The sequence below is a fragment of the Desulfococcus sp. genome (assembly GCF_050178255.1).
Lineage (GTDB): Bacteria > Desulfobacterota > Desulfobacteria > Desulfobacterales > Desulfococcaceae > Desulfococcus > Desulfococcus multivorans.
In genome coordinates this window covers 38,395-58,755 of sequence record NZ_JBFXGG010000011.1, presented here as the reverse complement: position 1 = coordinate 58,755, position 20,361 = coordinate 38,395, and the positions used below count along the sequence as shown (strand labels likewise).

The following is a 20,361-nucleotide window of genomic DNA, read 5'->3' as shown; positions in this document are numbered from 1 at the left end:
TCCGAAACGACGTTCTCGTCGTTCAGACCGGGTGCTCCCAGATCTCTCTGGCCAAGGCCGGGCTGCTGACCCCCGAAGCTGCTCACCTTGCGGGTCCGGGTCTGAGCGAGGTCTGTGAAACCGTCGGCATGCCGCCGGTCCTCGGGCTGGGCTCATGTGTGGACAACAGCCGCATTCTCATCGCCTGTGCCGAAATGGTGAAAACCGGGGGATTGGGCGACAGCATTTCCGATCTGCCCGTAGCAGGCGCCGCGCCGGAGTGGATGAGCGAAAAAGCCATCAGCATCGGCCACTATTTCGTCAGTTCAGGCGTTTACACGGTCTTCGGCGTCACCTTCCCGATTGTCGAGAATACCAAATTCCACAAGCTCCTTTTCGACGGTCTGGAGGAAAACTATGGCCTCGGCAAATGGGGCTTCACCCCGGATCCTTACGAAATGGCCCGGTTGATGATCGCCCACATCGACAAGAAGCGCAAGGCCCTGGGCATCGACAAGGCTCGGGAACGCGTCATGATGGACTTTGCCGATCGCCAGAAACTGGAAGCATAACCGCCTGATCTGAACACCGACCCGAGGGGGCTCGATGATCGAGCCCCCTTTTTTCAGGCCTGTCCCCGCAGGAACGGCCATTACTGCGACATCGGCAGTCGAGATTTCGATACTTTTGATTCAATCCGAAACACCTCACAGAAAAGGAAGATCGCCTCATGAAAAAAGTGTTGGTTGCTTATGCAAGCAGAACGGGGAAAACCCAGAAAATGGCTGAGTTTATTGCGGAAGGCGTTCGCATGCTGGGCCATACCGCTGACGTCAAAAAAATCTCCGAATTCAAGAAACCGGAGGAACTGAATCAGTACGACGCATACGTGTTCGGCTGCCCGACCTACCACAGGGATATGACCGCCGGCATGAAAACCTTTCTTTTTCTCGCCGAAAACCTGAATCTCACCGGAAAGATGGGCGGTGCATTCGGTTCCTACACGCACAGCGGCGAGTCCGCACCCATGATTTACGATACCATGGAATTTGTCTACAAGATGGACATGACGGATCTGGGGGCATTGAGCCTGAAAGAGGCGGCGATCGAAACGTCCGACGGCATGAAAGCCTGCCAGGACTACGGAAAAGCGGTGGGATCGAAACTCCCCTCCTGACGGCCTCGCCGGCTTTCCTTAAGTATCCGACAACGACCGGGGCAATGCCCCGGTCGTTGTGTTATGGGGGAAATGTTTCTTGACACACCCACGCCGCTCGATTATATCTCATGGCTCAAAAATCGAATTTTCCCATTTCATTCTAAAAATTTAGGATTGTTCCTATGAACCGGCTTTCGATGCTGACCACATCGCTCACCACGATCGGTGCCAAAATCATCTTTATCGTCCAGGAGTTGGGCCGGCTCGGGATCTTCTTTTTCCGGGGCATCCTCCATATCTTTTCATTTCCGATTCAGTTCTCAAAATTCCTTGATCAGCTTTATTTCATCGGCATGAAGTCGGTTCTCGTCATCTGTCTGACAGGCGCCTTCACTGGAATGGTGCTGGGATTTCAAGGCTACTATACCCTCGTCAAATTCGGATCGGAGGGCATCCTGGGCACCATGGTGGCCCTCACCCTCATCCGGGAGCTGGGACCGGTTCTGACGGCCATCATGATCACCGGGAGAGCCGGCTCCGCCATGGCGGCGGAGATCGGCATCATGCGCATCTCCGAACAGATCGACGCTTTGGAGACTATGGGCATCAACTCCATCCGGTTCCTCTACAGCCCGAGACTTGCAGCCGCCCTCGTCTGTTTTCCCCTTCTTACTGCGATTTTCGACGCCGTCGGTATCTTCGGTGGATACCTGACCGGTTCGCTCCTTCTGGGCATCAGTCCGGGCATTTATTTCTATCGGGTGGAATACAGCGTCCAGATGGTGGACATCAACGGCGGATTCATCAAGGCCGTCGTCTTCGGGGCGGTGGTCATTACGATCTGCTGTTTCCAGGGGTACTATACCCATACCCGTAAAGAGGGATTCGGTGCAAAAGGGGTCGGTTTCGCCACGACTTCCGCCGTCGTCATCTCATCGGTTCTGATTCTGGCCACCGATTACGTGCTAACCTCATTCCTGATGTAGGACCACCTATGGTACAGCCTCTGATTCAATTGCAGGACGTCTATAAGGCATTCGGCGACAACGTCGTCCTGAACGGCGTCTCCTTGAGCATCTTCAAAGGGGAGATCACCTCCATCATCGGCAAAAGCGGCGAGGGCAAAAGTGTTCTTCTGAAGCACATCATCGGCCTCATCGAACAGGACCGGGGAACCATCCTTTACGAAGGAAAGTCGATATCCCGAATGAAAAAGGGTGAACGGAACGCCCTGAAAAAAAAATTCAGCTACATGTTCCAGGCAACCGCTCTTTTCGATTCCATGACCGTTTTTGAAAATATCGCCCTGCCCCTCAAGGAGAAAACCCGTATGCCCAAAAAAGAGATTCGGGAACGGGTGCGGAATAAGATGCATCAGCTGGACCTTGACGACATCGATCGGGACTACCCTTCCCAGCTGTCCGGGGGTATGAAGAAACGGGTGGCCCTGGCCCGCGCGCTCGTCACTGAGCCCGAGATCATTCTCTTTGACGAGCCCACAACCGGCCTCGACCCCATCCGCAAAAACGCGGTTCACAGCATGATATCCGATTACCAGCATCGATTTGGGTTCACCGGCGTTATCGTCAGCCACGAAATTCCGGATATTTTCTACATTTCCCAGCGTATTGCCATGCTCGACGAAGGTAGAATCATTTTTGAAGGCAGTCTGGAGGAGATGCAATCCTCCGACAATCCCCTTATCCAGCAGTTCATCCAGGGACAGGAGAGCCGTCGCGACGGTTTGACAGGCCTGACGCCCCAACCCCAGGGAGAACGCCGCTACCAGGAGGAGATGGCCCGCATGCGGAACGACAACACCACCTTCACTATTGTCATATTGACGATCGACAACCTGGATATGGTGAAAAAGATGGGTGGATACGAGGCCCGGCAGACGGCTTTCAAACAGTTTGCCAGCCGGGTTCAGCAGTCCCTGAGAATCACGGATATCTGCTCGAGGCTAGGCATGAACAAGATCCTCCTGATCCTGCCCCGAACCCGCAAAGATGAGGCCGAAGAACTCTGTCGACGGATGGCTGAAAAATTCAGATCGGAAGGCCATATGGAGATTCAGGCCTACCCGGGGTTCTGCTTTTCCGTGAGCGCCGGAATGGCGGAGGCGGAGATGGACAAACCCATCGCAAAACTCATTGCTGTGGCGGAATCGGCGAAAAACATCTTTTACGAATTCAAGGTCTGCTAGCGCCATGGAGGCAATATGAAAAAAGGAACCGTTGAAACCGCCGTGGGGATCTTTTTCGTCATCGGCATCATGTGCGTGGGATATCTCACCGTCAAGTTGGGAAAAATGGAATGGATCGGCAGCGACTATTATACGGTCAATGCCCGCTTCCAATCGGTTGCCGGCCTGAAGGAAGGCGCCGAGGTGGTAATCTCCGGCGTGGAGATCGGCAAGGTGGACAACATCAGCCTTGATCTCGACCGGATGGAGGCGCTTGTCCGGATGAAGATCAAGGACGAAGTCCGGCTTTCCGACGATGTCATCGCCTCCGTCAAAACCTCTGGACTCATCGGAGACAAATATATTAGAATGTCGCCGGGCGGTTCGGACGACATCATTCCGCCGGGCGGAATGATCATCGAAACCGAATCCCCCATCGATATCGAAGATCTGATCGGCAAATACGTTTTTGGCGGGGTTTCATCATCCACCGGCCAGGAATAGGTTTGGATTCAATTTCCGGCTTTCGTTATGGTGGCCGGATAGAGACGTTTGAAACCCCATCAGGAAGGGAGGAAATGATGATCAGAGCGATCGCGATTGTCATTATTTTGCTTTTAAACATTCAGATGCCGGTTTACGGCGCTCAGACAAAACCCTTGGACGATATCAGGGAACCCATTGAAAATGGGATCGCCCTGTTGAAAGATCCTCAGTATGCCGTCGCGTCAAAGCGAGATGAACAGCGGGAAAAAATCTGGGAGATCGTTCGGGATATTTTCGACTTCAGGATCATTTCAATGATGGCGCTGGCCCGGGATTGGAAGGCTTTCAACGCCAGACAGCAAAAGGATTTTACCGAGGCCTTTACGGAACTTCTCAAAACCAATTATCTCAACAAGATTCAAGGTCAGTTTCAAGACGAGCGGGTCGTTTTCCTCGGAGAAGACCTTCTTACCGAAAAAAAGGCCGTCGTCAGAAGCAAAATCCTTCGCCAGGACACCGAAATTCCCATGGACTACAAGGTCGTTTTCAGTCATGGGAAATGGCGGATTTACGATATCAACATCGAAGGCATCAGCCTCATCAAGAACTACCGGACCCAGTTCAAGAGCATTCTCGCCAAGGAATCTCCGGATGCGCTCATCGAGCGAATCCGGGAGACAACCCGGGAGGAGAAAAAAAGCGGAAAACCGAGCGCATAGAACGTCGAGCTCGGAAGCCTCCTGCACCGCGATACTGGAAAACCTTAAGCCGACGGAATGCACATGGAATCAAAAAGACAGACCAGGTGGTTTTGGGTGATGATCACGCTGGCGGGCCTATTTTTTGTTGTCACGAGCGCGCCGGCGCAGGAAGTTCCTCAGCAGATCCAAACGCTTTCGGCCGAAGACGAAGCTTTTGCCGTGGCGGAGGCACTGGAAGAGGATGAAGAACCCATGCCCCAGATTGCAGATCCTCTCTATTATTTAAACAAGGGCTTTTTTCATTTCAACGACAAGCTCTATTTCTGGGGCCTGAAGCCCGTTGCCGAAATTTATCGGTCGGTGCTGCCCAGACCCTTTAGAACCGGCATTCGGAATTTTTACGTCAATCTCAAGATGCCGATACGGTTCGTCAACTGCCTGCTCCAGGGCAAGACAGACCGGGCCGGCGTGGAATTGGGGCGGTTCATGGTCAATACCGTTTTCGGTGGTCTGGGGTTTTGGAACGCGGCGGATCTCGAACCCAATCTTTCGGAGCCCCCCGACGAGGATTTAGGGCAGACCTTCGGCTCTTACGGAATCCCCCACGGCTTCTACCTGGTGTGGCCCATTCTTGGCCCGTCGACGTTGAGGGATACCTTTGGAAGGGTCGGCGATATGTTCATCGATCCCGTTACCGTGATGACGCCGGACGCATCCCCTTACCTGAACGGTCATGAACAGGTAAACCGGCTTTCCTTGAACATTGGAGATTATGAATCGATAAAAGAGGCGGCGGTGGATCCATACGAATCCCTCAAAGGAATCTATCTCCAATATCGTGAAAAAGAACTCAAAAAATGATCGTGGTGCCGACAGCCACATGATGAAGAAGCTCCGGCGAATTCTCTATCAACCCTATAAATGGTTGATTCTGTCTCCGGTTTTTGTGGTGACCACCATCTTTTTCGGGGGTCTGGCCGTAGTCCTGTCCTCCTTTCTCAAGCCCCGGATCTCCAGCTATCTGTGCGGCGCCACCTGGGCCAGAATAAATGCCGGGATTACCCCCATGTTCGTCCGCGTCACCGGTCGGAGGTTCATCGACAAGCATCAGTCCTACGTCGTTATTTCCAACCACCAGAGTCAATATGACATATTTGTGCTTTACGGTTGGCTGGGCATAGACTTCAAATGGGTGATGAAGATCGAACTGAGAAGAATACCCTTCATCGGAGTGTCATGTGAAAAATTGGGGCACATCTTCATCGATCGGTCTGACCGGGCTGCCGCCATCCAGACCATCAACGCCGCTAAAAAACGGATTGTCGACGGGACATCGATCCTTTTCTTTCCGGAAGGCACCCGGAGCCGAAGCGGCCACCTCGGTCCCTTCAAAAAGGGTGCCTTCAAAATGGCCCTGGACCTCGGTCTCCCCATCCTTCCCATCACGATCCGCGGCACGCGATCTATTTTGCCGCCCGATACCCTGGACATCTTCCCCGGAAGAGCCGACCTCATCATTCATCCGCCGGTGGATACCCGTGAATACCACGAAGAGAACCTGGATATCCTCGTGGAGAAAGTCCGCGACATCGTGAAGGCGCCATTGGCGAAATCTTTATAAGGCGATCCGAATCGAATTCGTCTCGAAAAAACCGAGACCGTTAGCTTCAGAGGTCGTCCATACCAGCCGGATATCACCAGAATCGATATTGAACGATCATTCATTTCTGCCTGAATTCCTATTCGGCATCTTATGGCACTTCTGACACCCGAAATACGATTATATTTTGTTTAAACAGGCAGTTCTTCTCTTCCGGCCTCTTCAAAATCTGAAATGAAAATTCATTCGCTGTCGAATTGACAGTCACGTGAGGTTATCCGGACCGAATCGATTCATTCGTTTGAATGATATCAATAACATTTTTATTTTATAGAATTAAGACACCGATCCGCTTTCGAATAGTTTTGCTTGACATGCGGATCTTCCCTCTGATAAATGAATGAATATTCATTCATTAATGAAAAGAACTCTCGACTCAGGAGGTCAACATGGTCAGAAAAATCAAAAAAGCAGCCGTTATCGGCTCCGGCGTCATGGGCGGCGGAATTGCAGCACTCCTGGCCGGCGCCGGACTGAAAACCCTGTTGCTGGATATCGTCCCCTTTGATCTCGATGAAACGGAAAAAAAGGATCCCGCAGCCCGAAACCGCATCGTGAAAGCCGGTTTCGATGCCCTCGTCAAATCCCGCCCCGCCCTTTTGATGCAACCCAAAGACGTCGATCGGATCACCATCGGCAACCTCGAAGACGATTTCGATCAACTGAAAGAGTGCGATTGGATCGTCGAGGTCGTCGTTGAAAATCTGAAGATCAAGCAGGCCCTTTTTCAACGCATTGAACCCGTCAGAAAATCGAACGCCATTGTTTCGTCCAATACATCCGGCATCCCCTTGAAAAAAATGACCGAGGGTCTCGGCACGGCATTCAAGCAACATTTTCTGGGCACTCATTTCTTCAATCCAGTCCGTTACATGAAGCTGCTCGAGATCATTCCAGGTGAAGAGACTCTACCCGATATCCTTGAATTCATAGCTGATTTCGGCGAACGTACGCTGGGAAAAGGGATCGTCTGGGCCAAGGACACCCCCAACTTCGTCGGCAATCGCATCGGTGTCCACGGCATCGTCAAAACCATGCAGTTCATGGTTGAAGACGGTCTTACGATACCCGAGATCGACGCATTGTTTGGCCCGGCACTGGGACGACCCAAAACCGCCATGTTCAAAACCACCGATCTCGTGGGACTCGACACCATGTATCACGTCGCCCAAAATACCTATGATCTGGTACCCGAAGACGAGCAGCGGGAAGCCTTCAAGGTTCCGGAATTCGTAACCCACATGATCGACAGGAAATTCCTCGGCAAGAAAGCCAAGAGCGGTTTTTACAAGACCGAGGTGACGCCGGAATGGAAAAAGGTCCGAAAGGTCATCAACATCGACACCCTCGAGTATGAAGAATACGAAAATCCCGATTTCCCTTGTCTTGTGGCAGCAAAAAAAGCCAAAACCCTGCCGGAAAAAATGAAGGCCGTCCTTTACGGTGACGACCGCGGCGCCCGATTCGCCTGGAAAGCCATGGCCTGGGCACTGATCTACGCCGCCAACCGTGTCCCCGAGATCTCCGACACCATCGTCGAAATCGACAACGCCATGAAATGGGGCTATAATTTTGAAATGGGCCCCTTTGAAACATGGGAAGCCATCGGCATCAGAAGATCCGTGGAAAAAATGGACGCCGACGGCATACCGGTGCCGGAAAACATTCGGAAAATGCTGGAACAAGGTTATGAGACCTTCTACCGAACGGACAACGGAAAAAGATACTTCTACGATTTTGCATCAGGTGACTACCAGCCCGTAGCCGTCTCCGACAACGTCATCTCTCTTGCGACCCTCAAGGCCGGCGGCAAAACCGTGGATACCTGCAGATCCGCTTCCCTCGTGGATCTTGGAGACGGCGTCTTCTGCTGTGAATTCCATTCCAAGATGAACGCCATCAACGCGGAGATCGTCGACTTCATCAGTGGGGCGCTGGACCATGTGGACACCCACGGCGTCGGCCTCGTGATCGGTAATCAGGCCGGCGGCATGCCTGGTGCCTTTTCGGCCGGCGGGGATCTCTTTTACATGGCCGGCCTGGCCCAGGCCGGTAAATACGACGAGATCGACACATTTCTCAAGAAGGCTCAAGACGGTCTTCAGCGCGCGCGGTATGCCGCTTTTCCGGTAGTGGCCGCCCCCTTCGGCCTGACATTGGGGGGCGGATGCGAGGTCTGTCTCGCGGCCGACCGGATCGTTGCCCACGCGGAACTCTACATGGGCCTCGTGGAGATCGGGGTCGGACTTCTTCCCGCCGGCGGCGGATGCACCAATTTCTGGAAAAAAATTGTCGCCTCGATTCCCGACGCCGTAACCGGCGCGGACCTGACAACCTATTTTTTGCCGGTCTTCCAGGCTATTGCCATGGCAAAAGTCTCTTCGTCGGCGGCAGATGCCCGGAATATCGGGTTTCTGGGCCCCAACGACCGCATTGTCTTCAACCGGGACCACCAGATCGGCGAGGCTAAGAAAGAGGTGCTGCGAATGGTCGACGAAGGGTACGCTCCACCCGTCAAACGAAAAATTCCGGTGCCCGGTCAGGCGGCCCAGGGCATGGTCCATGCGGAACTCTTCAACCTGCAGAGTGGTGGATTCGTGAGTGAATACGACGTACTTTTGGCCCGAAGAATCGCCCATGTCATCTCCGGCGGCGACGTCAGGAAGGACAGCCGTGTCGATGAAGAGTTGCTGCTCAAACTCGAACGGGACGCTTTCGTGGATTTCTGGAAAAACGACAAAACCGCAGCCCGGGTCGACCATATGCTGAAAACCGGAAAGCCCTTGCGAAATTAAGATGTTAAAACCCAAGGAGGAACTCAACCATGAGAGATGCATATATCGTGACAGCCATCAGGACCCCCGGCTGCAGGCGCAACAAGGGGGGCTTTAAAGATACCCGGCCCGAGGAATTGCTCTCGTTTATCCTGAGAACCGTCGTTGAAAAGACGCCGGGCCTTGACGTCGGAATGGTGGACGACGTCATGATCGGCTGCGCCTTTCCCGAGGCGGAGCAGGGGCTTAACATCGGCCGAATCGCCGCACAGATCGCGGGGTTTCCCGAGAAGGTCGGCGGTGCGACCGTCAACCGATTCTGCGCCTCGGGTCTGGAGGCCATCGCCCTGTGCGCCATGCGCATCATGGCGGGCTGGTCCGACATCACCCTCGGCGGCGGCGTGGAGTCCATGACCTTTGTCCCCATGCCCGGCAACCTGCCCCGCCCCGATGCCGACTATTCAAGGGAACATCCCGAGCTCTATGTCTCCATGGGCATCACTGCGGAGAATGTGGCCTCCCGCTACGGGATTTCCCGGAAGGACCAGGACGAATTCGCACACCAATCCCAGATGAAAGCGTCGAAAGCCCTCGAAGGAAAATTGTTCAAAGAGATCGTTCCCACGCCGGCCGTTAAATTCGTTAAACGGAACAACGGAATCTTTGCAAAGGAAACCTTCCTCCAGGATTTCGATGACGGCATCCGGCCGGCCACCACCCTGGAAGGCCTGGGTAAGCTGTATCCGGTCTTTCGCGCCAACGGCTCGGTGACCGCCGGAAACTCGTCTCAAATGACGGACGGTGCCGCGGCAACGGTCCTCATGAGCGGTGAGATGGTGAACAAACTCGGCATCACCCCTATCGCCAGGCTCAAACACTACACCACCGTGGGATGCCGCGCCGACGAGATGGGTGTTGGCCCCCGGTACGCCATTCCCAAACTCCTGGATCTGGCAGGACTTTCCATCGAGGACATCGGCTTGTGGGAAATCAACGAGGCCTTCGCCTCCCAGGCCCTCTATTGTATCCGGGAGTTGGGGCTCGATAAATACATGGACCGCATCAATGTCTACGGGGGCGCCATCGCACTGGGGCACCCGCTGGGCTGCACCGGCGCCAAGCTCTGCGCACAACTGGTCCACCGTATGAAGGAACGGGGCGTCAAATACGGCGTGGAATCCATGTGCGTCGGCGGCGGCATGGGCGCCGCGGCCCTGTTCGAGCTGTGCGACTGACCCTATTCCTTGCCCGTAATTGCATCGGAGGGGGCGCCACTCCCCCTCCGAATCCCCTACCCTCTCTGTTTTTGATATTCCCACTTTGATGCATCCGCAAAAAGTCGCTTGAACGACATATTGACACAGCATATAGTGTTTATACGCTTGGACAACTCCAATACCATGTAGCTATAACTATAAATTCTGACTTTTTGCGAAGTCGGCGACTTTGGATTTTCTATTGATTTTTCCCATAAAACAGTTTTATTTTAGCACTCAACTTTCGACTTTCATGCGGTGACCGGAAAGAGGTGCCGGGAGGATACGGCCCGCGCCCCTTCAGCGGCGCTTGAACGAAACCGCGTCGGGCGCGGGCCGTATCTTCCCGGCACCGGTCTATGAAAGTCAAAAGTTGAGTTCAGCATTCAAGCATCGCTGCATCGGCGCGAATCAGACTGCGTCGCCATATTTCCTGAATTAAAAAGAGCCGGTCATGGAAAAAAACACCCGATTCAACTTCTACTACCTGATCCTGGCGTTCTGGGGCGTTCTCATCCTTCAGAACTTGATTTTCGGACAATTTAAACCCAAGGTTATCCCTTACAGCGAATTTCTCCAGGCCGTCAACGACAACCGGGTCAAAGAGATCGCCGTCGGAAAGGAGCAGATCAAGGGGCGCATGCTGGATGAAAGCGGAAATCCCGAGGTCTTCGTTACGGTGCGGGTCGACACGGACCTCTCCCGGACCTTGGAGCAGCATCAGGTGGAGTTCAGGGGAGAGGTCGAGAACACCTTCCTGAAAACCCTTCTTTCCTGGGTGGTGCCCATTTTTCTGTTCTATCTCATCTGGTTTTTCATGATGCGGAAAATGCAGATGTCCCAGGCCGGAATGATGACTTTCGGCAAGAACAAGGCCAAGCTGGTGGGGGAAAAGGATGTAGAGACACGCTTCGCCGACGTGGCCGGAGCAGATGAAGCCAAGGAAGAGTTGCAGGAGATCGTCTCCTATCTCAGAGAGCCCCACATCTATCAGGAACTGGGGGGCCAGATGCCCAAAGGTGTTCTGCTGGTCGGTCCGCCGGGAACAGGCAAAACATTGATTTCACGAGCCGTTGCCGGAGAAGCCGGGGTCCCGTTCTTCTCCATCAGCGGATCGGATTTCGTCGAGATGTTCGTGGGCATGGGGGCCGCCCGGGTGAGAGACCTTTTCATCCAGGCCCGGGAAAAGGCCCCGTGCATCATCTTTATCGACGAATTGGACGCCATCGGCAAGGCCAGGGGTATCGGAGGGTTCGGCGGCCATGACGAACGGGAGCAAACCCTCAACCAACTCCTGGTGGAAATGGACGGGTTCGACACGCGCAAGGGCGTTGTGATTATGGCGGCCACCAACCGCCCCGAGGTTCTTGACCCGGCGCTTCTGCGGTCGGGCCGGTTCGATCGCCAGGTCCTGGTGGACCGGCCCGACGTCAACGGGAGGGAAGCCATCCTCAAGATACACGCTCGAAAAATCAAACTGGCCGAGGAGGTGGACCTCCATGTGCTCGCCCAGAAAACCGCCGGATTCACAGGTGCGGATTTGGCCAACGTCATCAACGAAGCCGCTCTTCTCGCAGCCCGAAAACGGAAAAAAAGCGTCGGTATGACGGAACTGGATGAGGCTGCCGATCGTCTCATCGGCGGACTGGAAAAGAAAAACAGGGTTATCAATCCCAAAGAAAAGAAAATCGTCGCCTATCACGAAACCGGGCATGCCCTGGTGGCGGCCTTCACGCCCGGCGCCGACAAAGTTCACAAGATTTCCATCATCCCCCGAGGGGTTGCCGCCCTGGGATACACCCAACAGCGCCCCACCGAGGACCGCTACCTCATGAGCCGTGAAGAGCTTCTGGGCAAAATCGACGTCCTTCTGGGGGGCCGGGTGGCCGAAAAGATGGTGTTCGAAGACGTGACCACCGGAGCCGGAAACGACCTGCAGCGGGCAACGGATATCGCTCGTGCCATGATCTCGGAATACGGCATGGGAGAGACCCTCGGCCTGTCCACCTATCCCCGTCGCCAGACGCCGATCTTTCTCGGCAACGATCAAACCGGCATGAGAAGCCGGGATTACAGCGAGGAAACCGCTGCAAAACTGGATGCCGAGGTCAAGGATATCCTTACCCGGCGTGAAAAGCACGTCACCGGATTGCTGACGGCGCACAAGGAGACCCTGGTGACCATTGCCGAAACACTTCTTGAAAAAGAGGTGCTGGACAATGCCGCCTTCGAGGCCCTCATCCTTCGGCATGCGGCAGCTCCCGATCAACCCTCTTCTGAAAAACAGGCAATCCATGAATCCTGAAAGCCATTTAAAATTTTCTTGACAGATCCGGCGGTGCGTATCATTTTTTCGGGTAAATAATCTCGATTTAATGTAAAGGATGCCGCCTGCCTGGAAGGCCGCAGTTCGAAAACGGTTGCCCCCTCAGACCGTACGGCTGCTTTCCTGTTCCATTTATCGACGATGCAACCCGAGGAGGGTATAGTGAAGATCGGTTTTGTCTCTGAGCGCCGTTTCGGTGAGCCCCGCATAGCGGTGATGCCTTCCATGATCGACAGATATCGCAGGATCGGCATCGAAGTCGTCGTGGAGCGGGGGATCGGTGAACATATGGGCCTGGCTGACGGTGCCTTCCAGGAAGCCGGAGCCGAGCCGGCCGATCCGGGGACCGTCCCGGAGGTCTGTCAGGTTCTGGCACGTCTCAGGGCGCCCTCGGATGAAGAGATCTCCGCCATCCCCGCGGGAACCCTCCACATCAGTTTTCTCGATCCTTTCAGCGAAACCGAGCGGATAGCCCGCATGGCGGCCCAGGGAATCACGGCCGTCAGCATGCAGATGATCCCGAGATCGACCTACGCCCAGAAAATGGATGCCTTGAGTTCCCAGGCCAACCTCGGGGGTTACGTCGCGGTCATTCTCGGCGCAGCCCGGTCCGCCAGAATCATGCCGATGATGACCACCCCCGCGGGCACCATCAAGCCCATGGCCGTTCTGGTGATCGGCGTCGGAGTGGCCGGACTCCAGGCCATCGCAACGGCCCGAAGGCTTGGTGCCCGCGTATCCGCCTTTGATACCCGTCCGGTTGTCGAGGAGCAGGTCAAGTCCCTCGGCGCCAAATTCGTCAAAATCGATATCGGAGAAACCGGACAGACCCAGGACGGCTACGCAAAAGAGCTGACCCCGGAGCAACTCCGGATGCAGCGGGAAGGCATGACCAAAGTCTGCGCTCAGTCGGACATGATCATCACAACGGCCCAGGTTTTCGGACGCCCGGCACCCCGCATCATTACCGCCGATATGGTGGCGGCCATGCGCCCGGGCACCGTGGTGGTGGATATGGCGGTCGAGAGCGGCGGCAACGTTGAGGGTTCCCGGAAAGATGCCGAGGTCGACGAGAAGGGCGTCATCATCCTGGGGCATGCCAATCTTCCCGGCAGGGTGCCGGTGGATGCGAGCACCATGTACGCCATGAACGTCTTTCATCTGGTCCAGGAATTCTGGGATGCCGACGCCAAGACAATCCGACTCGATGCCGGAAACAAGATCATCGATGCCTGCCTCGCGACGCGGGACGGTGCCGTGTTGTCGAAGCGCCCTGAGTGATCCCCGATACGGCCGTCCGCCGTCGTCCCAACATCAATCGAGAGGATATGCCATGTCATTCGATATGCTTTTCGTGTTCATGTTGACCGTGTTTCTAGGGTTTGAACTGATTTCCAGGGTTCCGTCGACCCTCCACACCCCCCTCATGTCGGGGGCTAACGCCATCTCCGGCATCACCCTGATCGGCGCGATTACAGCGGTGAATCTATCCGACACAGGAGGGGGATTCAGCCACGTACTCGGAATCCTTGCGGTCATCTTCGCCACCATCAACGTCGTTGGCGGCTATGTCGTCACCAACCGAATGCTCGCCATGTTCAGGAAAAAGGACGGTTCCCGATGACCCCAACGACTGCGAATGAAACAATGCTGATCGTCACATCCCTGGCCTACATTCTCTCGGCAATGCTGTTCATCTTCGGTCTCAAGATGTTGAGTTCTCCGGAAACCGCACGACGGGGCAACCTGGTGTCGGCGACAGGGATGTTTATCGCCGTGATCTTCACCCTGATCCGGGCTGGACTGGACTTCAAGTGGATCGCCGTCGGCGTGGCGATCGGAGCGGCCGTCGGCGTCCTGGCGGCCCTCAAGGTAAAGATGACCGGAATGCCTGAAATGGTAGCGCTTTTCAACGGAGGCGGCGGATTGGCGAGCATGCTCGTTGGCTGGTCCGAATTTCATGCCCATCCTGATCAGACCGTCGTCTTCATTCTGGTTTCCGTCTTTCTGGCGGTTCTCATCGGGGGCATGACCTTCACCGGGTCCGTCGTGGCGTGGGGGAAACTGAGCGGAAACATTCCCTCTCGGCCGATCCTGTTTTCCGGTCAGCAGATCATCAACGGAGGACTCTTCGTCATCACCCTGGGGGTGGGGGTGCTCTTCTGCGGCAGCTTTTATCCGAGCATCTCGGCGGTCTATGTGCCGACTGCGGTCATCCTTTCCCTCGTCATCGGGATCGTCACTGTGATCCCCATCGGCGGCGCCGATATGCCCGTCGTGATCTCCCTGCTCAATTCCTATTCGGGGCTGGCCGCCTGTGCGGCCGGTTTCGCCATCGGCAACAATATCCTCATCGTGGCGGGAGGACTGGTGGGCGCGAGCGGACTGATTCTCACGAACATCATGTGCAAAGCCATGAACCGGTCCCTCACCAACGTCCTCTTCAGCGGATTCGGCTCCCACGAGGCTGCCGGGGGCGCCGGGGGCGCCGAGGGTACCGCCCAGTCCACTTCACCTCAGGATGCCTACTATGTCCTCGAGGCGGCCTCATCGGTGGTGTTCGTTCCCGGCTACGGCATGGCCGTGGCCCAGGCCCAGCACGTCGTCCGGGAATTGGCGGACCTCATCGAGGCCAACGGCGCGGAGGTCTCCTTCGCCATCCATCCGGTGGCCGGCCGCATGCCGGGCCATATGAACGTGCTCCTGGCCGAGGCGAACGTGCCTTACGACAAACTGGTGGAGATGGACGACATCAATCAGACCATAGACACCGTCGACGTCTGCATCGTCATCGGCGCCAACGACGTGGTGAACCCGGCAGCGCGGGAGGACGAAGGCAGCCCCATTTACGGCATGCCCATCATCGACGCCGACAAAGCGAGAAACGTTTTCGTACTGAAGCGGTCCATGGCATCCGGCTTTGCCGGTATTCCCAACCCCCTCTTCTACCGAAGCAACACCCGCATGATCTTCGGCGACGCCAAGGCGACAATCGAAGCCCTGGTGGAGGAATTCAAGAGCTGAGATCCACTCTCAAACCGATTTCCTCTCCGGCCATACTTCAATATCCGCAGGTGCCGTCATCAATCCGCATTATCCCCAGGTCCTTCGGTCTGAATTCCATTGAAAACCCTTTACCCGCCAAACGTCAACGCATGATAAAAATATCGTTATTTGACGCGCCCTTCATCAGGGCAACCGGATAGGGACTAAAAGTTGAAAGGGCATAAAAGCGCCAATCGCCAGAGCCACACGCCCCGTCGGCTTCGGCAGAACGCGTCAGATCCGCGGATCATGTATCGGCACATAGGAATTATCGTGATGAGGGACTTGTCGCCAAGGGAATATCCTGCTATGGGGAATGTCTTCAGGGTATTGCCATACAGGCGATACAGGCAAAACCTGCAACCTGAACACCAATATATTGTTATAATTAAGCATTTAATAAATTGAGGAATGAAAAGCAACGCAAGATTTTGGATTCATGCAACCCTGAAGATCAACACGGCAATCGAGAATCAAGATGGCTATACCGCCGGAAATTTCATAAAATACACCTCATCTTAACAGCTATACAATCATTCATCATGAATCTCAAAAAATACACCTATTCTCCCGCATGGAACCTTCTACTGATCACCTTGGGTTCGACATTGTTCTCTCTGGGTGCCAAGGGCATCGTTGTCCACCACAACTTCATTACCGGGGGCATCTACGGCACGAGCCTCCTGCTCTATTACAAAACCGAATGGCTCAGCCCGGGGATCTGGTATTTCCTCTTGAACCTGCCCCTGTTTGTCGTGGGCTGGTTTTATATCAGCCGACGCTTTTTCTTATACAGCCTATACGGGGTCGTGGCGCTCACCCTCACCTCCGAGCTGATCACCCTCGATTTCGGCATCCAGGAGCAGATCTACGCGGCTGTCGCCGGCGGCATCATCTGCGGTGCAGGAAGCGGCATCGTCCTGAGATCCCTGGGCTCAGGCGGGGGCCTCGACATCGTCGCCGTCATCCTCAACCAGAAGTTCAACATGGGGTTCGGCAGGCTCTATCTGATGTTCAACGCCGTGCTGTTCAGCTTCGTCATCACTTACTACAATGCGGATATCTTCATTGCATCGGTTATCCTGGTCTTCATCACCTCCGTATCCCTGGAGCATATCCTGTCGCTGTTCAACCAGCGCAAGGTGATCTTCATTGTGAGCGACAAGAACGAGGAGATTTCAAAGGTCCTCATTCACGATCTCAATCAGGGCGCCACTTTCCTCAAAGGCCGGGGCGTATACAGCGGCAGGGACAAGCTGCTTCTGATGGCCATCACCAACAATATCCAGATGAAGCGCGTCGAGGAGGCGGTATTCAACATTGATCCCAACGCCCTGTTCATCGTCGAGAACAGCTTCACGGTCATCGGTTCCAGCTTCGGGGGACGCAAGATCTACTGATATGGAGGAAAGCCGTCTATGCCCGCCCCGAAGGCTTGTCATATGAATACCGACTCCAGGACCGCAACAGGCAGAGAGCCCCGGCGCCGGATTCACGGCATCGAAACCGGCATCCGCGACAGCGGGAACCATACGCCGTGAAGCGTTTCCGTCTTTTCACCGGCAACCGCCTGGAAGCCTTGGCGGCGGCCCTGGCGAATACCCTCCGCCGCCCTTTGGCCGATCCTTTGACACCCGAAATCGTCGTTGTCCAGAGCCTCGGCATGGAGCGATGGCTCTCCATGGTTCTGGCCCGTCGTCACGGCATCTGCGCCAACATGGCCTTCCCTTTCCCCAACACCTTTGTCTATTCCGACATCTTTCGGGCGCTCCTGCCCGGTCTGCCCGAACATTCACCTTTCGAGCGCCCGGTGATGACATGGGCCATCATGGCGACGCTCCCCGGCGAACTGGGAAATCCCGATTTCACGCCCTTGAGGCATTACCTTGACGGCGACGCCGGAGATCTCAAATGGTTTCAACTCGCCAAACGGATCGCCGATCTTTACGATCAATACCTGATTTTCCGTCCGGATTGGATTCTTGACTGGGAGGCAGGCGGCGGCGAAGGTTGGCAACCGGCCCTCTGGCGGCGACTTTCCGAAGGCCGGCAAGCCCGCCATCAGGCGGCCTTGGGCAGGTCTCTCGCCGACATTCTCGCCGACGCCCCCCTTCTCTCGGAAATCCTGCCCGAACGCATATCGGTTTTCGGCATTTCGAGTCTGCCGCGTTTTCATATGGAAATTCTGGACATTCTCTCCCTGCACCGGGAGGTCAATCTGTTTCTGATGAATCCCTGCGCCGAGTACTGGGGGGACACCCTCTCCAAGAGCGAACAACGTCGGGTGCTTCGCAAAGGCCGGGAAAAGGCGGTGCCCGAGGCGGACCTCCACATCGGCGAACAGAACAGCCTGTTAGCTTCCCTCGGAATTCTTGGCCGGGATTTCTTCGACATGCTCATCGCCTTCGATCCGGAGGTTGTAAACATCTTCGAGGATCCCGGCCGGGAAACCCTTCTGGCCTGTATCCAATCCGACATCCTGAACCGGGTCGATCGCCCGTCGGAAGACGCTCCCCGACAACGCATCCCTCCCGAGGACCGATCCATCACCTTTCACGTCTGCCACAGCCCCATGAGAGAGATAGAGGTGCTTTTCGATCAGCTCCTGTCTTTCTTTTCGGCAGACGAAACCCTCCGACCCAGCGACATTCTCATCATGATGCCGGATATCGAAACCTATGCCCCTTACATTCATGCCGTCTTCGATCGTCCCGCGGGCGACCCGAAGCGAATTCCTTACAGCATCGCCGACCGAGGCATCCGAAGCGAAAGTCGTCTTATCGAAGCCTTTCTCGATCTGATCGACCCCGGCGACGGCCGCATGGATGCGGCACACGTGACGGCGCTCCTTGAACGCCCCTGGATCCACCGGAAATTCGATCTCGACGAGGCTGAAGTCGACCGCATCCGTCAATGGATCCGGGATGTCCGGATACGCTGGGGTGTCGACGGACCCAGCCGGGCGAAGTTGGGACTGCCCGATATTTCGGAGCACACCTGGCGAGCGGGACTCGACCGCCTTCTCATGGGATACGCCATGGCTGGAAAAGATGAACGTACATTCGCCGACATTCTCCCCTACGATCCCATGGAGGGCTCGGAAACGGCGGCTTTGGGCGGCCTTCTCGAATTCACGGACCGATTGTTCTCTCACACGGAACAATTGTCGATCCCCAGGCCCCCCGCGGAATGGGCACGTTTCCTGAACGAGGTGCTCGATGCTTTTTTCGAAATCGATGCCGCCGCCGAGAGAGACGCCCAACTCATCGGGGATGCCGTCGCCGAACTTCGCCGGACGGCGGACCGGGCACTGTTCGAGCGCCCCGTGGACATCCAGGTGATTCGAGCCTATCTGTCCGGTCGACTCGATCGGGACGCCTTCGGGTTCGGCTTTATCACCGGCGGCGTGACATTCTGTGCCATGCTGCCCATGCGAAGCATCCCGTTCCGGATCATCGGCCTGATGGGCATGAACGCCGCCGACTATCCCCGAAACACCCCGACCCCGGGCTTCGATCTTATGGCTGCGCACCCGAGGCCCGGGGACCGTTCCCGTCGCAAGGACGATCGCTATCTTTTCCTGGAAACCCTCCTTTCAGCCCGGGAGAAGCTTTACGTGAGCTATGTGGGACAGAGCATCCGGGACAACGGGGTCATTCCACCGTCGGTCCTCGTCAGCGAACTCCAGGATGTTATCGAACGGGGATTTATTTTTCACGACGGGACGAACCTCGACACGCCCATCATCACCCGGCATCGGCTTCAAGCCTTCAGTCCCGCCTATTTCACGAAAGCGACGGATCGTGACAATCGGCTCTTCAGCTATTCCGAAACCAATCTGACCACGGCCCGGAAGCTCCTCGCCGAGCGCTCACATCTACCGCCCTTCATTTCTGCAGGGCTTCCGGAACCCGACGATACCTGGCGCACCGTCGACATAGAACATCTCTGCCGCTTTTTCGGAAACCCCCACAAGTATCTTCTGAATCATCGCCTGGGGGTATTCCTTGCGGAGCGGGAGATTACCGTCGAGGAAAAGGAGCCTTTCGACATCGCCGGTCTGGATCGTTACATCCTGGCGGAGAACATGGTCCGGAAACATCTATCGGGACAACCGCCCGAAGCTCTGTTCGCCTTGAAACGGAGCGCCGGAGATCTGCCTCATGGGCGTGTCGGTGAAGCCCTCTATGAAGAACTGTCAGTGGAAACGGCGGCCTTTTTCAAAAAAATCTCAGGCCTGGTAGGCATGGCCGCCGAACCGCCCGCGGCCATCCGCCTGGATCTGGAAGGCTTCAGCCTTTCCGGCCGAATTGACGAATTCCACGGCGATCGCCGGGTGCAGCATCGGTTTGCGACAGTGAAGGCAGGAGACCAGCTGAACACCTGGATCCGACACCTCGCCCTGAACGCCGCGGAGGGTCCCCATCCCAGGCAGTCGGTGGTCGCCGGAACAGACAAGGTATGGAAATTTTTACCTGTCGAAAACGCCGCGGCTCACCTTGCACGCCTGCTCACACTGTATTGGGAAGGCCTTCAACAGCCCCTGCCGTTCTTCCCCCGATCGTCCATGGCCTTTGCCGAACAACGCCGGGAGCGCGGGAAGCCCCTGGAAACCGCCCTGGCGGCCGCCCGGAAATCATGGGTCGGTTACAATGGCAGCGGCGAAGGCGAAGATATCTATTATCAGCGGTGCATCGGCGACGGCGATCCCTTTGATGAAGCCTTCCAGAAGATAGCCCTCGCGGTCTTTGCGCCGCTTTTTGACCACAGACAGGAGATCCGGTAACGCT

General features: G+C 55.8%; 15 protein-coding genes and 1 pseudogene. All 16 read left to right on the top strand.

The window, feature by feature from the left end:
• Positions 1–551 (top strand): annotated as a pseudogene (locus AB7S84_RS04090) (anaerobic carbon-monoxide dehydrogenase catalytic subunit); the annotation flags it as partial.
• A 158-nt stretch (positions 552–709) separates the two neighbouring features.
• Positions 710–1,156, top strand: a complete 447-nt coding sequence (locus AB7S84_RS04085; RefSeq protein ID WP_020876858.1) for a flavodoxin domain-containing protein — start codon at positions 710–712, stop codon at positions 1,154–1,156.
• A gap of 164 nt (positions 1,157–1,320) precedes the next feature.
• Complete coding sequence (locus tag AB7S84_RS04080; RefSeq protein WP_020876857.1) at positions 1,321–2,124, top strand: MlaE family ABC transporter permease; 804 nt, start codon at positions 1,321–1,323, stop codon at positions 2,122–2,124.
• A gap of 8 nt (positions 2,125–2,132) precedes the next feature.
• Complete coding sequence (locus tag AB7S84_RS04075) at positions 2,133–3,344, top strand: ATP-binding cassette domain-containing protein (protein WP_020876856.1); 1,212 nt, start codon at positions 2,133–2,135, stop codon at positions 3,342–3,344.
• A gap of 15 nt (positions 3,345–3,359) precedes the next feature.
• Positions 3,360–3,827, top strand: coding sequence for an outer membrane lipid asymmetry maintenance protein MlaD (mlaD, locus tag AB7S84_RS04070; protein WP_020876855.1), 468 nt, complete (start codon positions 3,360–3,362; stop codon positions 3,825–3,827).
• A gap of 74 nt (positions 3,828–3,901) precedes the next feature.
• Positions 3,902–4,528: an MlaC/ttg2D family ABC transporter substrate-binding protein gene (locus tag AB7S84_RS04065; RefSeq protein ID WP_052018570.1), complete on the top strand. Its 627-nt coding sequence runs from the start codon at positions 3,902–3,904 to the stop codon at positions 4,526–4,528.
• Between the two features lie 63 nt (positions 4,529–4,591).
• Complete coding sequence (locus tag AB7S84_RS04060; protein WP_052018569.1) at positions 4,592–5,371, top strand: MlaA family lipoprotein; 780 nt, start codon at positions 4,592–4,594, stop codon at positions 5,369–5,371.
• Positions 5,372–5,390: 19 nt separating this feature from the next.
• On the top strand, positions 5,391–6,131 hold the full coding sequence (locus AB7S84_RS04055) for a lysophospholipid acyltransferase family protein (RefSeq protein WP_428153032.1): 741 nt from the start codon (positions 5,391–5,393) through the stop codon (positions 6,129–6,131).
• Between the two features lie 428 nt (positions 6,132–6,559).
• Positions 6,560–8,965: a 3-hydroxyacyl-CoA dehydrogenase/enoyl-CoA hydratase family protein gene (locus tag AB7S84_RS04050; RefSeq protein ID WP_428153030.1), complete on the top strand. Its 2,406-nt coding sequence runs from the start codon at positions 6,560–6,562 to the stop codon at positions 8,963–8,965.
• 29 nt (positions 8,966–8,994) lie between these two features.
• A complete protein-coding gene (locus AB7S84_RS04045) occupies positions 8,995–10,179 on the top strand; it encodes a thiolase family protein (RefSeq protein WP_428153028.1) in 1,185 nt (394 codons plus the stop codon).
• A 475-nt stretch (positions 10,180–10,654) separates the two neighbouring features.
• On the top strand, positions 10,655–12,505 hold the full coding sequence (ftsH, locus tag AB7S84_RS04040; RefSeq protein ID WP_428153026.1) for an ATP-dependent zinc metalloprotease FtsH: 1,851 nt from the start codon (positions 10,655–10,657) through the stop codon (positions 12,503–12,505).
• Between the two features lie 183 nt (positions 12,506–12,688).
• Complete coding sequence (locus AB7S84_RS04035) at positions 12,689–13,807, top strand: NAD(P) transhydrogenase subunit alpha (protein WP_428153024.1); 1,119 nt, start codon at positions 12,689–12,691, stop codon at positions 13,805–13,807.
• 52 nt (positions 13,808–13,859) lie between these two features.
• Positions 13,860–14,150, top strand: coding sequence for an NAD(P) transhydrogenase subunit alpha (locus AB7S84_RS04030; protein WP_020876847.1), 291 nt, complete (start codon positions 13,860–13,862; stop codon positions 14,148–14,150).
• A complete protein-coding gene (locus AB7S84_RS04025; protein WP_428153021.1) occupies positions 14,147–15,550 on the top strand; it encodes an NAD(P)(+) transhydrogenase (Re/Si-specific) subunit beta in 1,404 nt (467 codons plus the stop codon). The genes AB7S84_RS04030 and AB7S84_RS04025 overlap by 4 nt, the downstream gene beginning before the upstream one ends.
• A 563-nt stretch (positions 15,551–16,113) precedes the next feature.
• Positions 16,114–16,971: a YitT family protein gene (locus AB7S84_RS04020; protein ID WP_020876845.1), complete on the top strand. Its 858-nt coding sequence runs from the start codon at positions 16,114–16,116 to the stop codon at positions 16,969–16,971.
• A gap of 137 nt (positions 16,972–17,108) precedes the next feature.
• Positions 17,109–20,357 carry an exodeoxyribonuclease V subunit gamma gene (gene recC / locus AB7S84_RS04015; RefSeq protein ID WP_428153018.1) on the top strand — a complete coding sequence of 1,083 codons (3,249 nt, stop codon included), beginning with the start codon at positions 17,109–17,111 and terminating at the stop codon, positions 20,355–20,357.
• Positions 20,358–20,361: the final 4 nt, after the last annotated feature.

What these genes read in the sequence shown, in the direction of transcription:
- mlaD (WP_020876855.1), top strand. Translation starts at nt 3,360, where the DNA reads ATGAAAAAAGGAACCGTTGAAACCGCCGTGGGGATCTTTTTCGTCATC.
- AB7S84_RS04020 (WP_020876845.1), top strand. Translation starts at nt 16,114, where the DNA reads ATGAATCTCAAAAAATACACCTATTCTCCCGCATGGAACCTTCTACTG.
- ftsH (WP_428153026.1), top strand. Translation starts at nt 10,655, where the DNA reads ATGGAAAAAAACACCCGATTCAACTTCTACTACCTGATCCTGGCGTTC.
- AB7S84_RS04045 (WP_428153028.1), top strand. Translation starts at nt 8,995, where the DNA reads ATGAGAGATGCATATATCGTGACAGCCATCAGGACCCCCGGCTGCAGG.
- AB7S84_RS04065 (WP_052018570.1), top strand. Translation starts at nt 3,902, where the DNA reads ATGATGATCAGAGCGATCGCGATTGTCATTATTTTGCTTTTAAACATT.
- AB7S84_RS04050 (WP_428153030.1), top strand. Translation starts at nt 6,560, where the DNA reads ATGGTCAGAAAAATCAAAAAAGCAGCCGTTATCGGCTCCGGCGTCATG.
- AB7S84_RS04025 (WP_428153021.1), top strand. Translation starts at nt 14,147, where the DNA reads ATGACCCCAACGACTGCGAATGAAACAATGCTGATCGTCACATCCCTG.
- AB7S84_RS04030 (WP_020876847.1), top strand. Translation starts at nt 13,860, where the DNA reads ATGTCATTCGATATGCTTTTCGTGTTCATGTTGACCGTGTTTCTAGGG.
- AB7S84_RS04080 (WP_020876857.1), top strand. Translation starts at nt 1,321, where the DNA reads ATGAACCGGCTTTCGATGCTGACCACATCGCTCACCACGATCGGTGCC.
- AB7S84_RS04075 (WP_020876856.1), top strand. Translation starts at nt 2,133, where the DNA reads ATGGTACAGCCTCTGATTCAATTGCAGGACGTCTATAAGGCATTCGGC.
- AB7S84_RS04085 (WP_020876858.1), top strand. Translation starts at nt 710, where the DNA reads ATGAAAAAAGTGTTGGTTGCTTATGCAAGCAGAACGGGGAAAACCCAG.
- AB7S84_RS04055 (WP_428153032.1), top strand. Translation starts at nt 5,391, where the DNA reads ATGATGAAGAAGCTCCGGCGAATTCTCTATCAACCCTATAAATGGTTG.
- AB7S84_RS04060 (WP_052018569.1), top strand. Translation starts at nt 4,592, where the DNA reads ATGGAATCAAAAAGACAGACCAGGTGGTTTTGGGTGATGATCACGCTG.